Genomic DNA, 21,538 nt, shown 5'->3' with positions numbered 1-21,538 from the left:
TCGTGTCGCTCCCCCGCGCCGTTGGTCGGCGGCGCAGCCCCTGTCGGGACGATACACCAGGATCGTCACTCAGGGACATAGGTCCTCTACGCTCCGTGACGATCAACGGATGGCCGAGTACCCACCGCTCCCGGGGAGTCGCGAAGGGTGCTCGAAGCGGACTACACGTCTTCCGTTCCCGTCACCAGGATCACGTTCCCGAGCTCCTCCTGGTTCACGAATCGGCGCAACTGGTCGCGCAGCAGCCGCTCGGCGCGGGGGAGGAACGCGGACGTGGGTCCGCCGACGTGCGGGGTGATCAGGACGCCCGGCGCCCGCCACAACGGGTGGTCGGCGGGCAGGGGTTCGGGGTCGGTGACGTCGAGGGCGGCGGTGAGGCGGCCGCTCTCCACCTCGGTGAGCAGGTCCTTGGTGTCGACGACCGGTCCGCGGGCGACGTTCACCAGCAGGGCGCTGTCCTTCATCCGGGCCAGGAAGCCGGCGTCCACGAGGTGCCGGGTGCTGTCGGTCAGCGGGGTGGACAGGACGACGACGTCCGCGTCCGGAAGCAGTGAGGGGAGTTCGGTGAGCGGATGCACCGGCCCGCGCTCCGTTGTGCGCGCGGAGCGCGCGACGCGCGCCACCCGCGCGAGCTCGAACGGGGCGAGCCGGTCCTCGATGGCCGCGCCGATCGAGCCGTACCCGACGATGAGCACGCACCGGTCGGCGAGCGCCGGCCGGAAACCGCCCTGCCACTCCCCCCGGTCCTGGGCGCGCACGAAGCCGGGGACGCCGCGCAGGGAGGCGAGGATCAGGGTGAGCGCGAGCTCCGCGGTGCTGGCCTCGTGCACCCCGCGCGCGTTGCACAGCCGCACGCCCGGGGGCAGGTCCTTCAGCGCGGGCCGCACATGGTCGACGCCGGCGGAGAGGGTCTGCACCACGCGCACGGACCGCATCCGGGGCAGCGGGCGCAGGCACACCTCGGCGGGCTTCATGTACGGCACGACGTAGACGTCGCAGTCCCCGGGATCGGCCGGGTAGGTGTCGGCACCGTCCCAGAAGTGGTAGCGCGGCCCCTCGGGGAGCCCGTCGATCTCGTCCGGGGGGATGGGAAGCCACACGTCAGCAGTCATGCCACGGAGGCTAGTTCAGGGTGCCGGAGCGGCAGAGGTTAGGTTGGGGGACCGGAGAGGGAGGGTCACGAGCAGGTGGAGCGCAGGACGATCGGCGCGGCGGCGCTCTCGGTGGGCGCGGTGGGCCTCGGCTGCATGCCGATGAGCTGGGCCTACAGCACGTCCAGGCAGCGCGGCGAGGAGTCGCTGAGGGCGGTGCACCGGGCGCTGGACGCGGGCTCGTCCCTCCTGGACACCGCCGACATGTACGGCCCGTTCACCAACGAGCTGCTGCTCGGGCGGGTGTTGAAGGAGCGGCGGGCCGACGCCTTCGTGTCGACGAAGGTCGGGCTGCTGGTGGGCGACCAGCACATCGTGGCCAACGGCCGTCCCGGGTACGTCCGGCGGGCCTGCGACGCCTCGCTGCGGCGGCTCCAGACCGACGTGATCGACCTCTACCAGCTGCACCGCGCCGACCCGGAGGTCCCGGTCGAGGAGACCTGGGGCGCGATGGCGGAGCTGGTGCGGGCGGGCAAGGTGCGGGCGCTGGGCCTGTGCGCGGTGGGGGCGCGCTCGTCGCGGCGGCCGGGGGCGCGGCTGTACGACGCCACGATCCGGCAGCTGGAGCGGGTGCAGCAGGTGTTCCCGGTGAGCGCGGTGCAGGCCGAGCTGTCGGTGTGGTCGCCGGAGGCGCTGGAGACGCTGCTGCCCTGGTGCGAGGCGCGGGGCGTGGGCTTCCTGGCGGCGATGCCGCTGGGCAACGGCTTCCTGACCGGGACGCTGACGCCCGGCGAGGGGTTCGAGGCGGACGACCCGCGGGCCCGGCACCCGCGGTTCACGGCCGAGATGATGGCCGCGAACCAGCCGATCGTTGCGGGCCTGCGCCGGGTCGCGCGCCGGCACGGGGAGCACGTCACCCCGGCGCAGGTCGCCCTGGCCTGGGTGCTGGGCCGGGGCCGCCAGGTGGTGCCGGTGCCGGGCGCCAAGCGGGAGCGGTGGGTGACGGAGAACGCGGCTGCGGCCGGGCTGCGGCTGACCGCCGACGACCTGGCGGAGATCGCGAGTCTGCCGCCGGCCCAGGGGTCGTGGGACTGAGGCTCGGCCGGTGCGGCCCCGCAGGATCGTTCCTGAGGCCGTCCCGAGGTTCGGGGTCCGCGAACCGGGAACCTGTCAGGCGCGAGCGGTGTATGACAGACAGAACCCGCCGCGTCGAAGGGACGAGATCGTGCAACGACGAGCCGTGACGGCCGTGCTGGCCGCCGCCGCGCTCCTGCTGACCGCCGGCTGCTCCTCCGACGAGGAGGCGCCGCCGGGGAAGGACGCCGCCGCCTCCTCGGCCGGTGCCGCGGCCCCGTCCTCCCCTTCGGGGAAGGCGGAGGAGACTCCGCCGGCGAAGGGCTCGGTGACGGTGGTCCGGACCGTGGCGACGGGGCTGGCCAGTCCCTGGGGTCTGGCCCCGGTCGGGGACGGCGACCTCCTGGTGTCCTCCCGCGACGAGGCCACGATCACCCGGATCGACGGGACGACGGGGAAGAAGACCGAGCTGGGCGAGGTGCCCGGGGTGGCGGCCGAGGGCGAGGGCGGTCTGCTGGGCATCGCCCTCTCCCCCGACTTCGCCTCGGACCACATGATCTACGCCTACTTCACCTCGGCCTCCGACAACCGCATCGTGCGGATGCTCTACACCGAGCGGAAGCCCGCCGGCGAGCAGCTCGGGGCGCCGGACACGGTGTTCCGTGGCATCCCCAAGGGCGTGATCCACAATGGCGGGCGGATCGCCTTCGGCCCGGACCGCATGCTCTACGCGGGCACGGGCGAGAGCGGCGACACCGGACTGTCCCAGGACAAGGAGTCCCTCGGCGGCAAGATCCTGCGGATGACCCCGGACGGCGAGCCGGCCCCCGGCAATCCGTTCCCCAGCTCCCCCGTCTACTCCTACGGCCACCGCAATGTGCAGGGTCTGGCCTGGGACCGTGAACAGCGGCTGCTCGCCTCGGAGTTCGGCCAGAACACCTGGGACGAGCTGAACGCCGTCGCGCCCGGCGACAACTACGGCTGGCCGGAGGCCGAGGGCCACGCGGACGAGGGCGGCTTCCACAACCCGGTCGCCCAGTGGAGCACCGAGGACGCCTCGCCCAGCGGCATCGCGTACGCCGAGGGCTCCGTCTGGATGGCGGGCCTGCGCGGCGAGCGGCTGTGGCGCATACCCCTCAAGGGCACGGAGGCCTCCGCGAAGCCGCAGGCGTTCCTGGAGGGCGAGTACGGCCGGCTGCGCACGGTGGTCGCGGCGGGCGGCGACCGGCTGTGGCTGGTCACCAGCAACACGGACGGCCGGGGCGACCCGGACCAGCAGGACGACCGCGTGCTGGAGCTGCGGGTCAGCTAGCCGGCGGCCCGGCCTGCCGGATGGTGTCGGGGGCGCCGTCAGGGTCCTTCACGTCGTCCCTGTCGTCGCCGTCGTCCGAGGCGCCTGTGACGTCGTCCGCCGACGCGTCGGCCGGGGACGGGCGGCGGACGGTGACCTTCCCGGAGGCGAGGTCTATCGGCCCGCGTCCCGGGTCGCCGTCGCCGACGTCCTCCCGGGTCAGCGCCAGGCGCTTCTGCTCGTCCTGGGTGTGCTTGCGCCCGGGGGAGAACAGTTCCTCGAAGGCGTTGAACATCGCTCCCCTTTCCCAGGGACCCGGGTGCCGGGCCGCTTGTGTCCTACACCGATTGTCGCGCGGTCGCCAGATGTCCCGGTCCTTCGGGAAGGTCTTCCGGAAGGCCGTCGGGGAACAGGCCCAGGCGGTGGGCCACCGCCGCCGCCTCGCCGCGGCCGGAGACGCCCAGTTTGGCGAGGATGTTCGACACATGGACGCTGGCCGTCTTCGGCGAGATGAACAGCTCCTCGGCGATCCGCCGGTTGGTGTGCCCGGCCGCCACCAGGCGCAGCACGTCCCGCTCCCTGCTGGTCAGGCCGAGCGCCTCGGCCGGGTCGGCGGGCGCGGGGGCCGTCTCCTCGCGCGGTGCGGGCGTCAGTGCCAGACGGCCGCGCCGGGCCAGCAGCGCGGCGTCCCGGGCCAGCGGGGCCGCGCCCAGGTGGCAGGCGACGGCGTCGACCAGGCGCAGCAGCTCGGTGGCGCGGGCCCGCTGGTCCTCGCCCCCGCCGGCCGCCAGCAGCGCCTCGGCGAGCCGGAGGCGGACGCAGGCGAGGTCGTGGGGCCGGCCCAGCGGCTCCAGCGCGGCGACGGCCTCGGCCCACGCGTCCGGGTCGTTCCGGCCCTCCGCGCGCCGGAGTTCGGCGCGCAGCCACTGGTCGTGGGCCTGCCACAGGGGCACCCCGGTGGCGAGGTTCCTCGCCGCCCGGCGGATCCGGTCGAGGACGTCCGCGCGGCCCGGTTCGGTCGCGGGGTCGCCGTACCGGTCGGCCTCGGCGGTGGTGGCGGCGAGCAGCAGGGGCCAGGCGTAGCGCTGGGTGCCGGGCGGGAAGCCGGCGTCGAGCGCGGCGGACAGTTCGGCGCGGGCGTCCTCCGGGCGGCCCTCGGCGGCGGCGACGCGGAGGGCGACCCACTGCATCGGCAGGGCGTACTGGGGCATCGGGTCGTGGGTGCCGAAGTGGGCGCGGGCCTCGGCGAGGCAGCGGGCCGCCTCGGCGATGTCGCCCCGCAGGTACGCGAGATGGGCCAGGCGCATCGAGCCGCCGGCGCGCGGCTTGGCGCTCTGCTCGATCCGCTGCGCGCTCGCCGCGGCGCGGGCGGCGTCCTCCCAGCGTCCGACGGACAGCAGGGACTCGGCGAGGTTGCCCCACACCCACCCCTGGGAGTCCAGCAGGCCGAGCCGACGGGTGACGTGGACGCCCTCCTCCAGGAGCCGTACGGCCTCCTCGGAGCGGCCGACGCCTTCGAGCACGGAGGGCAGGTTGACGAAGGCGCGGGCCAGCACGGTGTCGACGCCCAGTTCGGTCGCCCGCTCCTTGACCTCGTACTTCTCGGCGAGCCCGGCCTCGATGTCGCCGGCGTCCGCCATGAGGCCGCCGAGGGTGAGCCGGGCGTTCAGCTCGATGTCGTGGGCGCCGACCATGCGGGCGTACTCGACGGCGCGTTCCGCGGCGGCCATGGCGTCCGGGCCGGGTTCGTGCAGCATCGACCAGCCGGCGGCGAAGGCGAGCACCTCGGCGTGCACCTCGGAGGGCGGCAGTCCGCGCACCAGTTCCTGCGCGGTGCCCAGTTCCGCCCAGCCGTCGCCGCGGCCGAAGGCCTGGGTGAGCCGGGAGCGCTGTACCCAGAACCAGGCGGCGCGCAGCGGGTCGGGGTCCTCGTCGAGGAGGCGCAGTGCCCGCTTGGTGAACTTCAGGGAGCGTTCGCGTTCGCCGCAGAGGCGGCCGGCGACGGCGGCCTCGGCCAGCAGGTCGAGGTGGCGCAGCGGCCGTGTCCCGGCGTCGTCGGCGCCGTCGCCACAGCCGGGCGGCGGGGACGGGTAGGCCTCGGCGTGGTCGAGCGGGCGCAGTCCGGCGCGCACGGTGCCGGGGACGGCGTCCCACAGCTCCATCGCCCGCTCCAGCAGGCGCAGTTGCTCGGCGTAGGCGTGACGCCGGCGGGCCGCCACGGAGGCGTCGAGGACGGCGGGCAGGGCCTTGGCGGCGTCATGGGCGTGGTACCAGTAGCTGGCCAGCCGGGTGGGCCGTTCGTCGGCGGGGACGAGCGTGGGGTCGGCCTCCAGGGCCTCGGCGAAGCGGCGGTTGAGCCGGGAGCGTTCGCCGGGCAGCAGGTCGTCGCTGACCGCCTCGCGGACCAGGGAGTGGCGGAAGCGGTAGCCGTCGCGGTCGGGGGCGGGCGTGAGGATGCTCGCGTTGACGGCGGCGCGCAGGGCCTCGATGAGGTCGTCCTCGCCGAGTCCGGCGACGGCGGCGAGCAGCCGGTCCTCGACGGTGGAGCCGCCCTCGGCGACGATCCGGACGACCCGCTGGGCCCTCTCCGGCAGGTTTTCCACCCTGACCAGCAGCAGGTCGCGCAGGGAGTCGGTGAGGCCGGTGGGGCAGCCCTCGTCGGCGGCGACGGCGAGTTCCTCGACGAAGAAGGCGTTGCCGTCGGAGCGTTCGAAGATGTCGTCGACGCGGTCCGCTTCGGGTTCGCGGTCGAGGATCCCGGCGATCTGCCGCCACACCTCCGCGCGGCTGAAGCGGTCCAGTTCGACGCGCTGGACTGTGCGCAGCCGGTCGAGTTCGGCGAGGAGGGGGCGCAGCGGGTGACGGCGGTGGATGTCGTCGGAGCGGTAGGTGGCGACGACGACGAGACGGCCGGTGCGCAGGGTGCGGAACAGATAGGCGAGCAGATGGCGGGTGGAGGCGTCGGCCCAGTGCAGGTCCTCCAGGACGAGGACGACGGTGTGCTCGGCGGCGACCCGTTCCAGCAGGCGGGCGGTGAGCTCGAAGAGGCGGGCCATGCCCTGTTCGTCGCGGCGGGCCTCGCGGGCGGCGGCGACGGCGAGCTCGGGCAGCAGCCGGGCCAGCTCCTCCTCCTGCCCGTCGGCGGCGGCCGTGAGCTGGTCGGGCAGTGCGCGGCGCAGCTGGCGCAGGGCGGTGGAGAAGGGGGCGAAGGGCAGGCCGTCGGCGCCGATCTCCACGCATCCGCCGAGGGCGACGATCCCGCCCCGGTCGCGGACGGCGGCGGCGAACTCCTCCACCAGGCGGGTCTTGCCCACCCCGGCCTCGCCGCCGATCAGCAGCGCCTGCGGCTCACCGGCGCCGGCCCGGGCAAAGGCGTCGACCAGGGTGGCGAGTTCGGCGGTGCGGCCGACGAACACGGGACTGACGGACTTGGTCTCCACGCCCCCGAGCATCGCACGCGCGCGCGACACCGGCGCAGCGGTTTTCCTGTCGCGGTTCACCGGCACGACGCCACCTCCTCCTCGTCCCGGACGTCCTGTCGTACGCGGCGACGGCGGGGCGGCGGCCGCCCGGGTGCGGCCGCCGCCCCTGGGCGGTGTTCACGCGGTCCGGGCGAACCAGGACCGCCGCCGGGTATGGCTGTCGGGCTCGGCGCCGCGTGCGGCGGTTCCGCGCCGGGCGGCGCGGCGGACCCGCAGCGCCTCGCGGGCCCGGCGCTCCGCCTCGGCCCGGCGGACCAGGTCGTCGTGGCGGAGCCGGTGCAGCTCGGTCTCGAACATGGTGGAGTCCCCCTCGGATCCGGTGTCGGCATCGCTTTCCGCGATGTCTCCACCTTCGTCTCCAAGGCGTACGGTCCACATCGGGAGAGTTCCATATCTTCGCGGGCGGTGATGCCTTAGAAGTGGGGCTCGATGGGGACTTACGTCCGGGCGGCGTCTAAGACCCACCTCAGGAGGCCGCGGGCAGGCCCAGCAGGACGCCCGTGTACTTGAGCACCGCCAGCAGCAGGCCGATCACCCCGAGGGCGACGCCCGCCCAGGCGACGGACGGGACCCAGGGTGCCCGCACCGCGCGGCCGGGTGCGCCGAACGCGGGCCGGACCAGCACCACGACGCCCGTGACCAGTGCGACGAGGGCGAAGAGACCGGCCCACAGGGCTGTGGTGTTCCAGGCGTCGCCGTAGACCTCCTGGATCTGGGTGGCGACGCTCGCGTCGGCGGCGGTGCGGAGCTGGCCCACCAGGGTCTCGCGGGCGCCGGCCACGGTGCCCGGCCAGCCGCCGGTGAGGGAGACCACGCCGAGCGCCACGGAGACGACCGCCGCGGCGCCCTGCCCGGTCCCGGAGGACGGCTCGGCCTGCTCGGGGCGCTGCTCCTTGGCGGCGGCTTCCTCCGGCCGCTCCGCCGTCTGCGCGTCGGGGTCCGCGGCGGTCTGCGCGTCGGGGGCCACGGCGGTCTGCTCATCGGGGTCCGCGGCGGTCTGCCCGCCGGGGTCCACGGTGGTCACCGTCGTGGTTCCGGTTCCGGTCTCGTCCTCTGTCTTCTCAGCCATGTCCCGCACCGTACGGAGACCGTCTGAGATTCCGCTTAACGCCCGGGTCGCCCCACCTCGGGCTGCTCGGCGCGGGCGCGCCACTCGGGGGCCAGCAGGGACCAGACCTCCAGGTCGTGCCGTACGCCGTCGTGGAGGTGGGCCTCGCGGCGGACGCCGTCGCGGGTCATGCCGAGCCGGCGGGCGACGGCGACGCTGGCGGTGTTGCCGGCCGCGGCGACCCATTCGAGGCGGTGGATGCCGCGCTCCTCGACGGCCCAGTCGATCAACGGGCGCATCGCGCGGGTGACCAGTCCGCGTCCCGTGCCTGCGGGCTCCAGCCAGCAGCCCAGCTCGCAGGTGCCGGCCGCCGCGTCGACGTGCAGCGCGAGGACCCCGCCGACCAGCGTGCCGTCGAGCCACAGCCCGTGCACGAAGGCCGAGTCGGCGGCGCGCAGGTCGGCGTACCGCTGGAGCGCCTCCCGCGCGGTGTCCAGGTCGGTGGCCTGCGAGCCGAACGGGATGAACCGGTTGATGAAGGCGCGGCCCCGCTCCAGGTGGGCGAGGAACTCCCCGGCGTGCCAGACCTCCAGGGGGCGCATCTCCGCGCCGTCGTCACCCAGTCGTATCGCGTACATCCCGCTGCCGCTCCTCCTCCGCGAGCACGTCCGCCACCTCGGCGTCCGTGACGGCGGCCAGCCTCTCATGGGCGGCACGGCACTCGGGCGGCTCGATGCTGATCCGGGGCAGGACCCGGTCCAGCCACTTCGGCAGCCACCAGTTGGCGCCGCCGAGGAGGTGCATGAGCGCGGGCACGAGCAGGGTGCGCAGCACGAAGGCGTCGAGGGCGACGGCCGCGGCGAGGGCGATGCCGAACATGGCGATCACCCGGTCGCCGCTGAGCACGAAGGCGAGGAACACCGAGATCATGATCACGGCGGCGGAGTTGATCACGCGGCTGGTCTCGGCGAGGCCGACGCGGACGGCCCGCCGGTTGTCGCCGGTCTCCAGCCACTCCTCGTACATCCGGCTCACCAGGAACACCTGGTAGTCCATGGACAGGCCGAAGAGCACCGACACCATGATCACGGGCAGGAAGGGCTCGATGGGGCCCGCGCTGCCGAGGCCGAGCAGTTCGCTCCCCCAGCCCCACTGGAAGATCATGACGACCACGCCGAACGCGCCGGCGACCGCGGCCACGTTCATCGCGGCGGCCTTGAGCGGGATGCCGATGGAGCGGAAGGCGAGGAGCAGCAGCAGACAGCCCAGGCCGATCACCACCCCCACGAAGAGGGGCAGCTTGTCGACGATGACGGAGGCGAAGTCGTCGTAGCCGGCGGTCACGCCGCCGACGTGCACGTCGAGCGACGTGCCCGACTCGGCGCGGGGCAGCACGTCCTCGCGCAGCCGGTCGACCAGGTCGCTGGTCTGCTTCGACTGCGGGGACGACTCCGGTACGACGGTGAGGAAGGCGGTGTCACCGGCCTGGTTGTACGTCACCGGCGACGCGGAGGCGACGCCCTCGGTGGTGCGCAGCGTGCCGTCCAGGTTGTCCAGGGCGAGCCGGTCCTGGGCGCCGTCGACGTGGGTGACCAGGGTGAGCGGACCGTTGACGCCCGGTCCGAAGCCGTCGGCGAGGAGGTCGTAGGCCTGGCGGGTGGTGGACGCCTTCGGGTCGTTGCCCTGGTCGGAGGTGCCTAGGTGGAGGGAGAAGGTGGGCAGCGCGAGGACGGCCATCACGACGACGGCGACCGCGCCGAGCAGCTTGGGATGGCGCTCCACGAACGCCGACCAGCGGGCGGCGAACCCGGTGGGCATCTCCGGCTCCGGCCCGTGCTCGGCGAGCCGGCGCCGCTCCTTGCGGCTGAGGGCGCGCGTGCCGATCAGCGACAGCAGGGCGGGCAGCAGGGTGACGGAGGCGGCGACGGTGAGCACCACGGTGAGCGAGGCGGCCACGGCGACGCCGTTGAGGAAGTTCAGGCGGAGGATCAGCATGCCCAGCAGGGCGATGCACACGGTCGCACCCGCGAACACGACCGCCCGGCCGGTGGTGGCGACGGCGTTGGTGGCGGCCTCGGTGACGCTCAGCCCGCGTTTCAGCCCGCGCCGGTGCCGGGTGACGATGAACAGCGCGTAGTCGATGCCCACGCCCAGCCCGATCAGCAGGCCGAGCATCGGCGCGAAGTCCGCGACGGTCAGCACGTGCCCGAGCAGCACGATGCCCGCGTAGGCGGTGCCCACGCTCACCAGCGCGGTGGCGATGGGCAGCAGGGAGGCGGCGAGGGAGCCGAAGGCGAGGAACAGCACGACGGCGGCGACGGCCACGCCGACGATCTCGGCGGTGTGCCCGCCGGACGACTCGCTCAGCTCGACGGCGCTGCCGCCCAGCTCGACGTCCAGCCCGTCGGTCTCCGCGGCCTTCGCCGTCTCGACCACGGCCTTGGCCTCACCGCTGGTGATGTCCTTGCCGGAGTGCTCGAAGGTCACGGTGGCGTAGGCGGTGCGGCCGTCGGCGCTGACGCGTCCGGCGCCCCCGTCGTCGTACGGGCCGGTCACGGAGGCGATGCCGGGCAGCTCCTCGATCCGGTCGAGGGTGTGGGTCATGGCCTGCTCGACGCCGCTGTCCCGGACGCTGCCGGAGGACGTGTGCCAGACCACGCTGTCGCTGTCGCCCCCCAGCGTGGGGAAGCCTTCCTTCAGCAGCTCGGCGGCGCGCCCCGACTCGGTGCCGGGCACCTTGTAGTCGTTCGAGTAGGCGGAGCCGGCGACGAAGGCGCCCGCCGCGATCCCGGCCAGGGCGAGCAGCCACAGCAGAACGGTGACCAGACGGCGCTGTACGCACCAACGTGCTAGGGCTGCCACAGGCGTGCTCCCGGTATGGCTCGGGGTGGATCTTTGAGCGGACACCGGCGGCGAACGGCCGAACGGCCCGCAAAGAACGCATGAGCAATGCCCTGCCACTGTTGCAGGCGAAAATGATCCTTTGTCGCCTTCGTGGACTAACTCACATTTCTTCTCCGGGCCTTCGGCCAGGGGGCGCGCGCCTCAGTCGAACTGGTCGCCCAGCGCCATGACCATGACGCCCGCGACGGTGGTCCACAGCGCCCTGCGGGTGCGTCCGCGCGACCCCAGCACCGCCGCCAGCGCGCAGACGGCCGCCCCGCAGGCGTAGGCGACCGGGACGAGGACGGGGGCGGTGCCGGCGGCCCTGAGCAGGGCGGCGGCGGTTCCGGCGAGGGCGAGCAGCGTACCGGTGCCGACAGCGGCCCAGCGGGCCCGTCGCGCCCGCGCGGCGAGGAGGTCCTCGTCGTCGCCCTCGTCGCCCTCGTCGTCTTCGTCGGCGCCTTCGAAAGAGTCCTCCGGGGCCTCCTCCGGCGCGTCCACGCGAGGCGCGTCCTCCCGGGCGTCCTCGGTCGTCGTCTCCTCGGCGGTCTGAGTGTCCGGGGGCAGGTCGGCATCGGGACGTCCACTCATGGCGCCGGAGCGTAGCGCCTCACCTGAGGAAACCCGGATGCGGGGGCACCCGGACGGCTGCTAGCGTCCGTCGGTCCGACCCATCGCGGCTGTGAGCCGCCGGCCGAAGCAGGTGCTTTGATGCTTGTCCGTCCGACCCCCGACGCGACCCTTCCCCTCTTCACGGCCTCAAGGAGCCCGTTCACCGATGTCGGACAGCACACCGCACACCTCGCACGACGACCTCGCTAGCCGCCTCACGCTGCCCCGCTACCCCCGCAGCAGCGCCTACGACCCGCAGTGGACCATCGACAACCAGATGGGTCCGAACGCGCTGTGGCTGCTGGAGTGGCTGGCCCCCGCCCTCGGCCTGGACACCCTGCGCCCCGGCGCCCGGGTGCTCGACCTGGGCTGCGGCCGCGCCATGACGTCGGTCTTCCTCGCCCGGGAGTACGACGTCCAGGTCACCGCCGCCGACCTGTGGATCACACCGGACGAGAACGCCCGCCGGATCGCCGAGGCGGGGGTCTCCGACCGCGTCCAGCCCGTCCTCGCGGAGGCGCACGACCTGCCCTTCGGGGAGGAGACGTTCGACGCGATCGTCTCCGTCGACGCGTATCAGTACTTCGGCACCGACGACCTGTACCTGCCGACGCTCACCCGGCTGCTGAAGCCGGGCGGGCGGATCGGGGTCGTCGTCCCGTCCCTGTCCGAGGAGATCGAGGGCAGCGAACCGCCGGAGCACCTGAAGCCCTTCTGGGAGCCCGCGTTCTGGTGCTTCCACAGCCCCGCCTGGTGGCGCCGCCACTGGACCCGCAGCGGCGCCGTGGACGTCGAGACGGCGGACCGGCTTGAGGACGGCTGGCGGGAGTGGCTGCTGTGGTGCGACGCCGTCGCCGAGCACCACACGGACGAGACGCATGTGCGGATGAGCCGGGAGAACGCGCGGATGGTGCGCGCCGACCAGGGCCGCACGCTGGGCTTCACCCGCGTGGTGGGCCGCCGCCGCTGACCCGGCCGTCGGGCGACACGTACGAGAAGGGGGCGCACCCGGCGGGTGCGCCCCCTCCCTCGTGCCCTACGGGCTCAGCCCTCGACGCCCAGCTTGGCGAGGATCAGCTCCTTCACCCGGGCCGCGTCGGCCTGGCCGCGCGTGGCCTTCATGACCGCGCCGACCAGCGCGCCGGCCGCGGCGACCTTGCCGCCGCGGATCTTGTCCGCGATCGCGGGGTTGCCGGCGATCGCCTCGTCGACGGCGGCGGTGAGCGCGCCCTCGTCGGAGACGACCTTCAGACCGCGCTTCTCGACGACCTCGTCCGGCGTGCCCTCACCGGCGAGGACGCCCTCGATGACCTGGCGGGCCAGCTTGTCGTTCAGGTCGCCCTCGGCCACCAGCTCGGTCACCCGGGCCACCTGCGCCGGGGTGATCGCCAGCTCGTCCAGCGCCGTGCCGGACTCGTTGGCGCTGCGGGCCAGCTCGCCCATCCACCACTTGCGGGCGGAGGCCGCGTCGGCGCCGGCGTCGATCGTGGCGACGATCAGGTCCAGCGCACCGGCGTTGAGGATGGCCTGCATGTCGGTGGCGGAGACGCCCCATTCCCCGCGTAGCCGGTTGCGGCGCACCAGCGGCAGCTCGGGCAGGCCACCACGCAGCTCCTCGACCCACTCCCGGGACGGCGCCACGGGCACCAGGTCGGGCTCGGGGAAGTAGCGGTAGTCCTCGGCCTCCTCCTTCACACGGCCCGAGGTCGTGGACCCCGTGTCCTCGTGGAAGTGCCGGGTCTCCTGCACGATCGTCCCGCCGGACGACAGCACGGCCGCGTGCCGCTGGATCTCGAAGCGGGCGGCGCGCTCGACGGAACGCAGCGAGTTGACGTTCTTGGTCTCGCTGCGGGTGCCGAACTTGTCGGCGCCCTTCGGCATCAGCGACAGGTTGACGTCGCAGCGCATCTGGCCCATCTCCATGCGGGCCTCGGACACGCCGAGCGCGCGGATGAGCTCGCGCAGCTCACGGACGTACGCCCGCGCGACCTCGGGAGCCCGCTCGCCCGCGCCGGTGATCGGCTTGGTGACGATCTCGATGAGCGGGATGCCCGCGCGGTTGTAGTCGAGCAGCGAGTGCGAGGCGCCGTGGATGCGGCCGGTGGCGCCGCCGACGTGCGTCGACTTGCCGGTGTCCTCCTCCATATGGGCGCGCTCGATCTCCACGCGGAAGACCTCGCCGTCCTCCAGCTGCACGTCGAGGTAGCCGTTGAAGGCGATCGGCTCGTCGTACTGGGAGGTCTGGAAGTTCTTCGGCATGTCCGGATAGAAGTAGTTCTTCCGGGCGAAGCGGCACCATTCGGCGATCTCGCAGTTCAGCGCGAGGCCGATCTTGATCGCGGACTCGACGCCGGTCGCGTTGACGACCGGGAGCGCGCCGGGCAGGCCGAGGCAGACCGGGCAGGTCTGGGTGTTCGGGTCGGCGCCGAGCGCCGTCGAGCAGCCGCAGAACATCTTGGTCGCGGTGCCGAGTTCGACATGGACCTCGAGGCCCATGACGGGGTCGTACGACGCGAGTGCGTCCTCGTACGACACCAGGTCGGTCGTGGTGGTCACGGTGAAAACTTCCCTCTCAGCCCAGCAGGACGTCGTCGTCGCCCAGCCGCTTCAGCTCGCGGTAGAGGATGGCGAGGTTGGTGACGACGGCGGCGCCGGTGACGACGGCGTCGAGCAGCCGCAGCGTGTCACTCTCGCCACGCGCCTTCTTGATCTGCTTGTAGACACCGACGGCGCCGAACGCCGAGGTGGCCATGGAGATGTAGAGACCCGACTTGGACGTCTTGAATCCCTTGGCCTTGGACAGTGCGCTCACAGCGACGGAGCCTCCTCGATCAGCGGGTGGCCCCACTTTTCCACGAAGGCGGCCTCGACGGCGGCACCCACCGTGTAGAGGCGGTCGTCCTTCATGACCGGGGCGATGATCTGAAGCCCGACCGGCAGGTTGTCCTCCGGCGCGAGGCCGCAGGGCAGCGACATGGCGGCGTTGCCCGCCAGGTTGGTCGGGATGGTGCACAGGTCCGCGAGGTACATCGCCATCGGGTCGTCGGCGCGCTCGCCGATCGGGAAGGCGGTGGTCGGGGTCGTCGGGGAGACGATCACGTCGACCTGCTCGAAGGCCTTGTCGAAGTCCCGCTTGATGAGCGTGCGGACCTTCTGGGCGCTGCCGTAGTACGCGTCGTAGTAGCCGGAGCTGAGCGCGTACGTGCCGAGCATGATGCGGCGCTTGACCTCGTCGCCGAAGCCGGACTCGCGGGTGAGCGAGGTGACTTCCTCGGCGGAGTGCGTGCCGTCGTCGCCGACGCGCGCGCCGTAGCGCAGGCCGTCGAAGCGGGCGAGGTTGGAGGAGCACTCGGAGGGGGCGATCAGGTAGTACGCGGAGAGCGCCAGGTCGAAGGACGGGCAGTCCAGCTCGACGATCTCGGCGCCCAGCTCCTTGAGGAGCTCGACCGACTCGTCGAACCGCTGGACGACGCCCGCCTGGTAGCCCTCGCCGCGGAACTGCTTGACGACGCCGACGCGCATGCCCTGGACGCTGCCGTTGCGGGCGGCCTCCACGACCGGCGGGACCGGCGCGTCGATCGAGGTGGAGTCCATCGGGTCGTGGCCCGCGATCACCTCGTGCAGCAGGGCCGCGTCCAGGACCGTGCGGGCGCAGGGGCCGCCCTGGTCGAGGGAGGAGGAGAACGCCACCATGCCGTACCGGGACACCGCGCCGTACGTCGGCTTCACGCCGACCGTGCCGGTGACGGCGGCCGGCTGGCGGATGGAGCCGCCGGTGTCGGTGCCGATGGCGAGCGGCGCCATGTACGCGGCGAGCGCGGCGGAGGAGCCGCCGCCGGAACCGCCCGGGATGCGGGTGAGGTCCCACGGGTTGCCGGTCGGGCCGTAGGCGCTGTTCTCGGTGGAGGACCCCATGGCGAACTCGTCCATGTTGGTCTTGCCGAGGATGACGACGTCGGCGGCCTTGAGGCGCTTGGTGAGCGTCGCGTCGTACGGCGGGATCCAGCCCTCGAGGATCTTGGAGCCGACCGTGGTCGGGATGCCCTCGGTGGTGAAGATGTCCTTCAGCGCGAGGGGGACGCCGGCCAGCGGGCCGAGCTTCTCGCCGCGCTCGCGCTTGGCGTCGACGGCGCGGGCCTGCGCGAGGGCGCCCTCACGGTCGACGTGCAGGAAGGCGTGCACCTTCTCGTCGACGGCCTCGATACGGGCCAGATGGGCCTCGGTGACCTCGACCGCGGTGAGTTCGCCGGAGGCGATCTTCGCCGCTGTCTCGGCCGCGGTGAGCTTGATGATCTGATCGCTCATGGCGGTTTACTCCTCCCCCAGGATCTGCGGCACCTTGAAACGCTGCTGCTCCTGGGCCGGGGCGCCGGAGAGCGCCTGCTCGGGGGTGAGCGAGGGACGGACCTCGTCCGCGCGCATGACGTTGGTCAGCGGGAGCGGGTGGGAGGTCGGCGGTACGTCTTGGTCGGCGACCTCGCTGACGCGGGCGACCGCGCCGATGATGTCGTCGAGCTGGCCCGCGAAGTGGTCGAGCTCTTCGGGCTTCAGCTCCAGACGCGCCAGCCGGGCGAGGTGGGCGACCTCCTCGCGCGTGATGCCAGGCATGCAGCGATCCTCTGGGGTGAGTGTGTGTGGTTTGGGACCAATCCTATGGGGCGGGCCCCCATGCCCGTGAAACCCATTCCCCGGCGCCGCGGGAGGGGCGCGGGGAACCGCGCGGTCGGCCACGGCGGACCCGCACCCGCCGTACGGCCTCGTCCACCCCGGAGGGGCTAGTCCTCCGCCGTCCCCGTCGCCGCCGGAAGTGCCGCGGCCGGCCGCTGCCACCCTCGCGACCCGCGGGCCAGCAGCCACGCCGTGGTCTCGTCCGGCGGCATCGCCGCGGCCACCAGCCAGCCCTGCACCGCGTCGCAGCGCAGGTCCCGCAGGCGTTCCCAGGTCTCGTCGTCCTCGACGCCCTCCGCGACCACCAGCAGGCCCAGGGAGTGGGCCAGGTCGATGGTGCAGCGCACGATCTCCGCGTCCTCCGTGTCGACGGCCAGCCGGGCCACGAACGAGCGGTCGATCTTCAGCTCGCTCACCGGCAGCCGCCGCAGGTGCACCAGCGAGGAGTAGCCGGTGCCGAAGTCGTCGAGGGACATCTTCACGCCGTGCCCGGTCAGCGCGTTGAGGGTGTCGGCGGCCCGCGTCGGGTCCTCCAGCAGCACGTGCTCGGTGATCTCCAGCTGGAGCGCTCCCGCAGGCACCCCGTGCCGGGCCAGCCGCGCGGCGACGGAGCCGGCGAAGCCGGGGCTGTGGACGTCGCGCGGCGAGACGTTGACCGCGACCGGCACGAACAGCCCCTGGGCGCGCCACTCGGCGACCTGCCCGAGCGCGGTCTCCAGCACGTACTCGGTGAGCTGCGGCATCAGCCCCGACGACTCGGCTATCGCTATGAACTCGTCCGGAGGGACCCGCCCGCGCTCCGGGTGCACCCACCGCACCAGCGCCTCGAGGCCGGAGACCTGGCCGTCGAAGCGGACCTTCGGCTGATAGTGCAGCTCCACCTCGTGCGCGTCGAGGGCGCGCCGCAGATCGCCCAGCAGCCCCAGCCGGTCGGGGGTGTTGGAGTCCCGCTTGGACTCGTACGCCTCGACGCCCGTGCGGTCCCGCTTGGCCTGGTACATCGCCACGTCCGCCCGCCGCAGCAGCCCTTCGGCGTCGGCCGCGTGGTCCGGGAACACGGCGACTCCCGCGCTCGCCTCCAGGACGAGGGTGAGCCCGTCGAGGTCGAGCGGGGAGCTGAGGGCCGTGACCAGTCCGCGGGCGGCGCGGGTCGCGGACGTCGTGGAGTCCGCCACGGGCAGTAACACGGCGAACTCGTCGCCGCCGAGCCGCGCGGCCTCCGCCCCGCGCGGCAGGGCCAGTCTCAGCCGGTCGGCGATCTGCAGCAGCAGCCGGTCGCCGGCGAGATGGCCGAGGGTGTCGTTGACCGACCGGAAGCGGTCGAGGTCGATGAGCATGAGCGCGGCGCGGGAGCCGGCCCGCTCGGCGTCGTCCAGCGCGGTCCAGATCCGCTCCTGGAGCCACTGCCGGTTGGGCAGTCCGGTCAGCGGGTCGCGCAGCTGCTCCTCGGCCCGCGCGCGGGCTATCCACAGGGTGGAGTCGAGGGCGATGAGCGGGATGGCGAACAGCGGCAGCAGCACCGGCTTGGCGTCGGCGACCACGCACACCAGCGGGGCGATGCCGAGCAGGGCGACCGCGACGAGCCCCTGGCGGGCCAGGGCGGTGCGGGCGACGGTGGGCAGCCCCGAACGCGGGGTGTGCAGGTACCACAACAGGGTGCGGGTGACCGCGAGATAGGCGGCGGCGACGAGTACCACCCCGGGACCGGTGTAGAGGGTCCAGGTGTCGGGGGTGGACGGCGACTCGACGGACGGCACGGTGCCGAACGCGGCCAGGACGAGCGCTCCGGCGCCGATGCCGAGCAGGTCGACCGCGCCGTGCAGCACGCCCTGCCGCCAGCGGCCCCGGCGGGCTATGCCGACCAGCACGACGACGGTGAGGCTGACCATGCCGGCCGGGACCCAGCCGTAGGAGAGCAGCACGGCGAGGGTGAGGGCCGCGCCGGAGCCCGTGCCGCCCCACCAGCGGGAGCGGCCCAGCATCACGAGGTGGCCGACGATGATGCCGGTGAGCACCGCCAGCGACCAGCCGACCGTGCCGGACGGGAAGAGGGCGTGCCCTCCGGTGAAGGCGCGCAGGAAGCCGGCGCCGAGGACGAAGCCGGCCGCCGCGACGACCGCGGTGGGCAACGCGGGCCAGGACGGGTGCCGTTCGGTCTCCGTCGCGGTGTCGGAGATGCCGTGCCCGCCGGCCGGGCGTGCCGCGCCGGCGTCGCGCGCGTCCGCGGCGCCGGTGCGCCCCCGCGCGTCCGGTCGCTCCGCCGGCCGCCCGTCCTCACGGCCGCGCCGCCGGACGACCGCCAGGCGGCGCAGGCGCAGCCGTGAGCCCGGGGCGGCGCTCTCGGTCGGTTCCATTCCCGTCCCTCTCACAGCCGGCGGTGCCCACGCCACGCGGCCCGATGCCCGACATCCCCCAGCGGCTCCGCCGTGGAAAGCCCTTCCCCGGACCCGTCACGGGTACGGGGGTTGCCCCGACCGCAACTGGGCACGGCGGGCGCACATCTCAACAGTAGGCCGCGGAAGGCCTGTACGGGCACCGGTCGCCGACGGTTGCCCGAATGCGCCCCAGCCACCCGTATGCATCTGGTATGCGCCGATCGGGTGGCCTTCAACCGCTACTCCTCGGCCGAAAGAGCGGCGTCGGCCGCGGCCTCGGGCCCCTGCTCCAGCAGCACGACGAATCCGTCCTCGTTCAGGATGGGCACCTTCGCCTGCACCGCTTTGTCATATTTCGAACCGGGGTTGTCGCCCACGACCACGAACGACGTCTTCTTGGACACCGATCCGGTCACCTTGGCGCCCTGGTTCTGGAGGGCCTCTTTCGCGCCATCCCGGGTGAAGTTCTCCAGCGTCCCGGTCACCACGACCGTCAGTCCTTCGAGCGGACGGGGGCCCTCGTCCTCGCCGGACCGCTCGTCCTCCATGCGGACCCCGGCCGCCTTCCACTTGCGGATGATCTCCCGGTGCCAGTCCGCGGCGAACCATTCCTTGAGGGAGGCGGCGATGGTCGGGCCTACGCCCTCGGTGGCCGACAGCTCCTCCTCGGTGGCCTGCTCGATGCGGTCGACGGAGCGGAACTCGCGGGCCAGCGCCTCCGCCGCCACGGGGCCGACATGACGGATCGACAGGGCCGTGAGCACCCGGGCCAGCGGGCGCTCCTTGGCCGCCGCGACGTTCTCCAGCATCGCCAGGGCGTTCTTCTTCGGGGCGCCCTCCTGGTTGGCGAAGACCGTGACGATCTTCTCCTCGCCGGTCTTCGGGTCCCGCTTGGGCAGTCCGCTGTCCTGGTCGAGGACGTACGCCTTGATGGGCAGCAGCTGCTCCACGGTGAGGTCGAACAGGTCGCCCTCGTCCTTCAGCGGCGGATCCTTCGGCTCCAGCGGCCCGGTGAGGGCGGCGGCGGCGACGTACCCGAAGTGCTCGATGTCCAGCGCCTTGCGGCCGGCCAGGTAGAACAGCCGCTCCCGCAACTGGGCCGGGCAGGCACGGGCGTTGGGGCAGCGCAGGTCGACGTCGCCCTCCTTCATCGGCCGCAGCGGCGTGCCGCACTCGGGGCACTCGGACGGCATCACGAACTCGCGCTCGCTGCCGTCCCGCAGGTCGGCGACCGGGCCGAGGATCTCCGGAATGACGTCGCCGGCCTTGCGGAGCACCACCGTGTCGCCGATGAGGACGCCCTTGGCCTTCACCACGTCCTGGTTGTGCAGCGTGGCGAACTCGACCTCCGAGCCGGCCACCGTCACCGGCTCGACCTGCGCGTACGGGGTGACCCGGCCGGTGCGGCCGACGCCCACCCGGATGTTCACCAGCTTGGTGTTGACCTCCTCCGGCGCGTACTTGTACGCGATGGCCCAGCGCGGGGCGCGGGAGGTTGTGCCGAGGCGTCCCTGGAGCGGGATCTCGTCGAGCTTGACCACGACGCCGTCGATCTCGTGCGCCACCGAGTGCCGGTTCTCGCCGTAGTACGCGATGAACTCCCGCACGCCCTCCAGGTCGTCGACCACCCTGTTGTGCGGGGAGGTCGGCAGGCCCCACTCCTTCAGCAGGCCGTACCCCTGGGAGAGCCGGGTCAGGCCCTTGTAGCCCTCGAGCACGCCGATGCCGTGCACCACCATGTGCAGCGGGCGGGTGGCGGTGACCCGCGGGTCCTTCTGGCGCAGCGAACCGGCCGCCGCGTTGCGCGGGTTGGCGAACGGCTTGTCGCCGGCCTCCACCAGGCGGGCGTTGAGCTCCTGGAACTTCTCCATCGGGAAGTAGACCTCGCCGCGGATCTCCACGACGTCGGGCACCGTGTCGCCGGCGAGACGGTCGGGGATCTCGGCGATGGTGCGCACGTTGGGCGTGATGTCCTCACCGGTGCGGCCGTCGCCGCGGGTCGCCGCGCGGACCAGCCGGCCGCGCTCGTAGGTGAGGTTGACCGCCAGGCCGTCGACCTTCAGCTCGCACAGGAAGTGATAGGTCTGGTCGCCCAGTTCGCGGTGGACGCGGTCGGCCCAGGCGGCGAGGTCCTCGTCGTTGAAGGTGTTGTCCAGGGAGAGCATCCGGGAGCGGTGCTCGACCGAGGTGAACTCCGTCTCGTACGACCCGGCGACCTTCTGGGTCGGCGACTCGGGCGTGCGCAGCTCCGGGTGACGCTCCTCCAGCTCCTCGAGCTGCCGCAGCAGACGGTCGAACTCCGCGTCGCTGACGACGGGCGCGTCGTTCACGTAGTACCGGAAGCGGTGCTCCTCGATCTGCTCGGCGAGCGTGGCGTGCTGCTCCCGCGCTTCCGCGGGCACGCTCGTCGTCTCCGCTTGCTTGTCGCCGGCCACCGTGTGTCCTCCCGTTACTCAGGGTTGTCCGCGAGGGATCTCGCCGCCCGGACGCAGTGGGCGTAGGCCGATCGCGCGTACCCGGGGGACGCCCCCGCGAGTCCGCACGCCGGGGTGACCGTGACCGCCTCCGGGAGAAGTCCCGGCCGCAGCCCCAGCCTGCGCCACAGCGTCCTGACACCCATGACGCTACCGGCAGGGTCGGACAACGGACCGTCCGTGCCCGGCACGACACCGGCGAACAGCCGGGTGCCGCCCTCGACCGCCTCGCCGATCACCTCGTCGTCACGCTCGGTGAGGAGGGAGAAATCGAACGAGATGCCTGCCGCGCCGGCCCGGCGCAGCAGGGCGAACGGGACGTCGGGGGCGCACGAGTGGACCACGACGGGGCCGCCGCCGTCCGGGCCGTCGTGCACGGCGATCACGTCGCGGAGGGTCGCCTCGACGATCTGGCGGTCGACCGCGCGGTGGGTGCGGTAGCCGCTTGCTGTCCTGACCTGTCCGCGCAGGACGGCGGTGAGGGACGGTTCGTCGAGCTGGAGGACGAGCCGCGCGCCGGGAACGCGGCGGCGCACCTCG

18 protein-coding genes are annotated in these 21,538 nt (G+C 73.1%); 3 read left to right on the top strand and 15 right to left on the bottom strand.

The window, feature by feature from the left end; all coding sequences use genetic code 11:
- Nucleotides 1-161 precede the first annotated feature (161 nt).
- A complete protein-coding gene (locus CCN29_RS00700) occupies nt 162-1,112 on the bottom strand; it encodes a 2-hydroxyacid dehydrogenase (protein WP_086679499.1) in 951 nt (316 codons plus the stop codon).
- Between the two features lie 75 nt (nt 1,113-1,187).
- Here CCN29_RS00700 and CCN29_RS00695 point away from each other — a divergent pair, with 75 nt between their 5' ends.
- Entirely contained in the window at nt 1,188-2,186 is a 999-nt protein-coding gene (locus tag CCN29_RS00695) for an aldo/keto reductase (RefSeq protein WP_031021625.1), read from the top strand.
- A 130-nt stretch (nt 2,187-2,316) separates the two neighbouring features.
- Nucleotides 2,317-3,477 (top strand): PQQ-dependent sugar dehydrogenase, encoded by a 1,161-nt coding sequence (locus CCN29_RS00690; protein ID WP_442538195.1) that lies wholly within the window; start codon nt 2,317-2,319, stop codon nt 3,475-3,477.
- On the opposite strand, the gene CCN29_RS00685 is transcribed toward CCN29_RS00690, so the two are convergent.
- From CCN29_RS00685 to CCN29_RS00655, 7 genes are all read right to left on the bottom strand, one after another.
- Entirely contained in the window at nt 3,470-3,751 is a 282-nt protein-coding gene (locus tag CCN29_RS00685) for a DUF6191 domain-containing protein (RefSeq protein WP_006130830.1), read from the bottom strand. The genes CCN29_RS00690 and CCN29_RS00685 overlap by 8 nt on opposite strands.
- Nucleotides 3,752-3,794: 43 nt before the next feature.
- A complete protein-coding gene (locus tag CCN29_RS00680; RefSeq protein WP_086679495.1) occupies nt 3,795-6,908 on the bottom strand; it encodes a helix-turn-helix transcriptional regulator in 3,114 nt (1,037 codons plus the stop codon).
- A 147-nt stretch (nt 6,909-7,055) separates the two neighbouring features.
- The gene (locus CCN29_RS00675) at nt 7,056-7,235 is read right to left on the bottom strand and encodes a hypothetical protein (protein ID WP_031021635.1); all 180 of its coding nucleotides are present in this window, start codon (nt 7,233-7,235) and stop codon (nt 7,056-7,058) included.
- 169 nt (nt 7,236-7,404) lie between these two features.
- Nucleotides 7,405-8,007, bottom strand: coding sequence for a hypothetical protein (locus CCN29_RS00670; protein ID WP_006130832.1), 603 nt, complete (start codon nt 8,005-8,007; stop codon nt 7,405-7,407).
- Between the two features lie 35 nt (nt 8,008-8,042).
- The gene (locus CCN29_RS00665; protein WP_006130833.1) at nt 8,043-8,624 is read right to left on the bottom strand and encodes a GNAT family N-acetyltransferase; all 582 of its coding nucleotides are present in this window, start codon (nt 8,622-8,624) and stop codon (nt 8,043-8,045) included.
- Complete coding sequence (locus CCN29_RS00660) at nt 8,602-10,848, bottom strand: MMPL family transporter (RefSeq protein WP_086679493.1); 2,247 nt, start codon at nt 10,846-10,848, stop codon at nt 8,602-8,604. Before CCN29_RS00660 ends, CCN29_RS00665 begins: the two co-directional genes overlap by 23 nt.
- 183 nt (nt 10,849-11,031) lie before the next feature.
- Nucleotides 11,032-11,460 (bottom strand): hypothetical protein, encoded by a 429-nt coding sequence (locus CCN29_RS00655; RefSeq protein WP_086679491.1) that lies wholly within the window; start codon nt 11,458-11,460, stop codon nt 11,032-11,034.
- A 187-nt stretch (nt 11,461-11,647) separates the two neighbouring features.
- Here CCN29_RS00655 and CCN29_RS00650 point away from each other — a divergent pair, with 187 nt between their 5' ends.
- On the top strand, nt 11,648-12,451 hold the full coding sequence (locus tag CCN29_RS00650; protein WP_086679489.1) for an SAM-dependent methyltransferase: 804 nt from the start codon (nt 11,648-11,650) through the stop codon (nt 12,449-12,451).
- Nucleotides 12,452-12,525: 74 nt separating this feature from the next.
- Here CCN29_RS00650 and gatB read toward each other — a convergent pair whose 3' ends face one another.
- From gatB to CCN29_RS00615, 7 genes are all read right to left on the bottom strand, one after another.
- Nucleotides 12,526-14,037 carry an Asp-tRNA(Asn)/Glu-tRNA(Gln) amidotransferase subunit GatB gene (gatB, locus tag CCN29_RS00645; protein WP_086679487.1) on the bottom strand — a complete coding sequence of 504 codons (1,512 nt, stop codon included), beginning with the start codon at nt 14,035-14,037 and terminating at the stop codon, nt 12,526-12,528.
- Between the two features lie 16 nt (nt 14,038-14,053).
- On the bottom strand, nt 14,054-14,293 hold the full coding sequence (locus CCN29_RS00640; protein ID WP_006130838.1) for a hypothetical protein: 240 nt from the start codon (nt 14,291-14,293) through the stop codon (nt 14,054-14,056).
- Nucleotides 14,290-15,786, bottom strand: a complete 1,497-nt coding sequence (gatA, locus tag CCN29_RS00635; RefSeq protein WP_006130839.1) for an Asp-tRNA(Asn)/Glu-tRNA(Gln) amidotransferase subunit GatA — start codon at nt 15,784-15,786, stop codon at nt 14,290-14,292. The genes CCN29_RS00640 and gatA overlap by 4 nt, the downstream gene beginning before the upstream one ends.
- Before the next feature lie 6 nt (nt 15,787-15,792).
- Entirely contained in the window at nt 15,793-16,089 is a 297-nt protein-coding gene (gene gatC / locus CCN29_RS00630) for an Asp-tRNA(Asn)/Glu-tRNA(Gln) amidotransferase subunit GatC (RefSeq protein WP_006130840.1), read from the bottom strand.
- A 167-nt stretch (nt 16,090-16,256) separates the two neighbouring features.
- Entirely contained in the window at nt 16,257-18,503 is a 2,247-nt protein-coding gene (locus CCN29_RS00625; RefSeq protein WP_031021651.1) for a putative bifunctional diguanylate cyclase/phosphodiesterase, read from the bottom strand.
- A 260-nt stretch (nt 18,504-18,763) separates the two neighbouring features.
- Nucleotides 18,764-20,959, bottom strand: a complete 2,196-nt coding sequence (gene ligA, locus CCN29_RS00620) for an NAD-dependent DNA ligase LigA (protein ID WP_086679484.1) — start codon at nt 20,957-20,959, stop codon at nt 18,764-18,766.
- Between the two features lie 14 nt (nt 20,960-20,973).
- Nucleotides 20,974-21,538 (bottom strand): uroporphyrinogen decarboxylase/cobalamine-independent methonine synthase family protein (locus CCN29_RS00615; RefSeq protein ID WP_503167715.1); only part of this gene is annotated, 565 nt, incomplete at its 5' end.

Origin of the sequence: Streptomyces pseudogriseolus (assembly GCA_002154585.1) — a bacterium.
In the GTDB taxonomy this organism is placed as follows: domain Bacteria; phylum Actinomycetota; class Actinomycetes; order Streptomycetales; family Streptomycetaceae; genus Streptomyces; species Streptomyces pseudogriseolus.
Note: the sequence above shows the minus strand (reverse complement) of the source record. Positions and strands in the feature narration are given on the sequence as shown.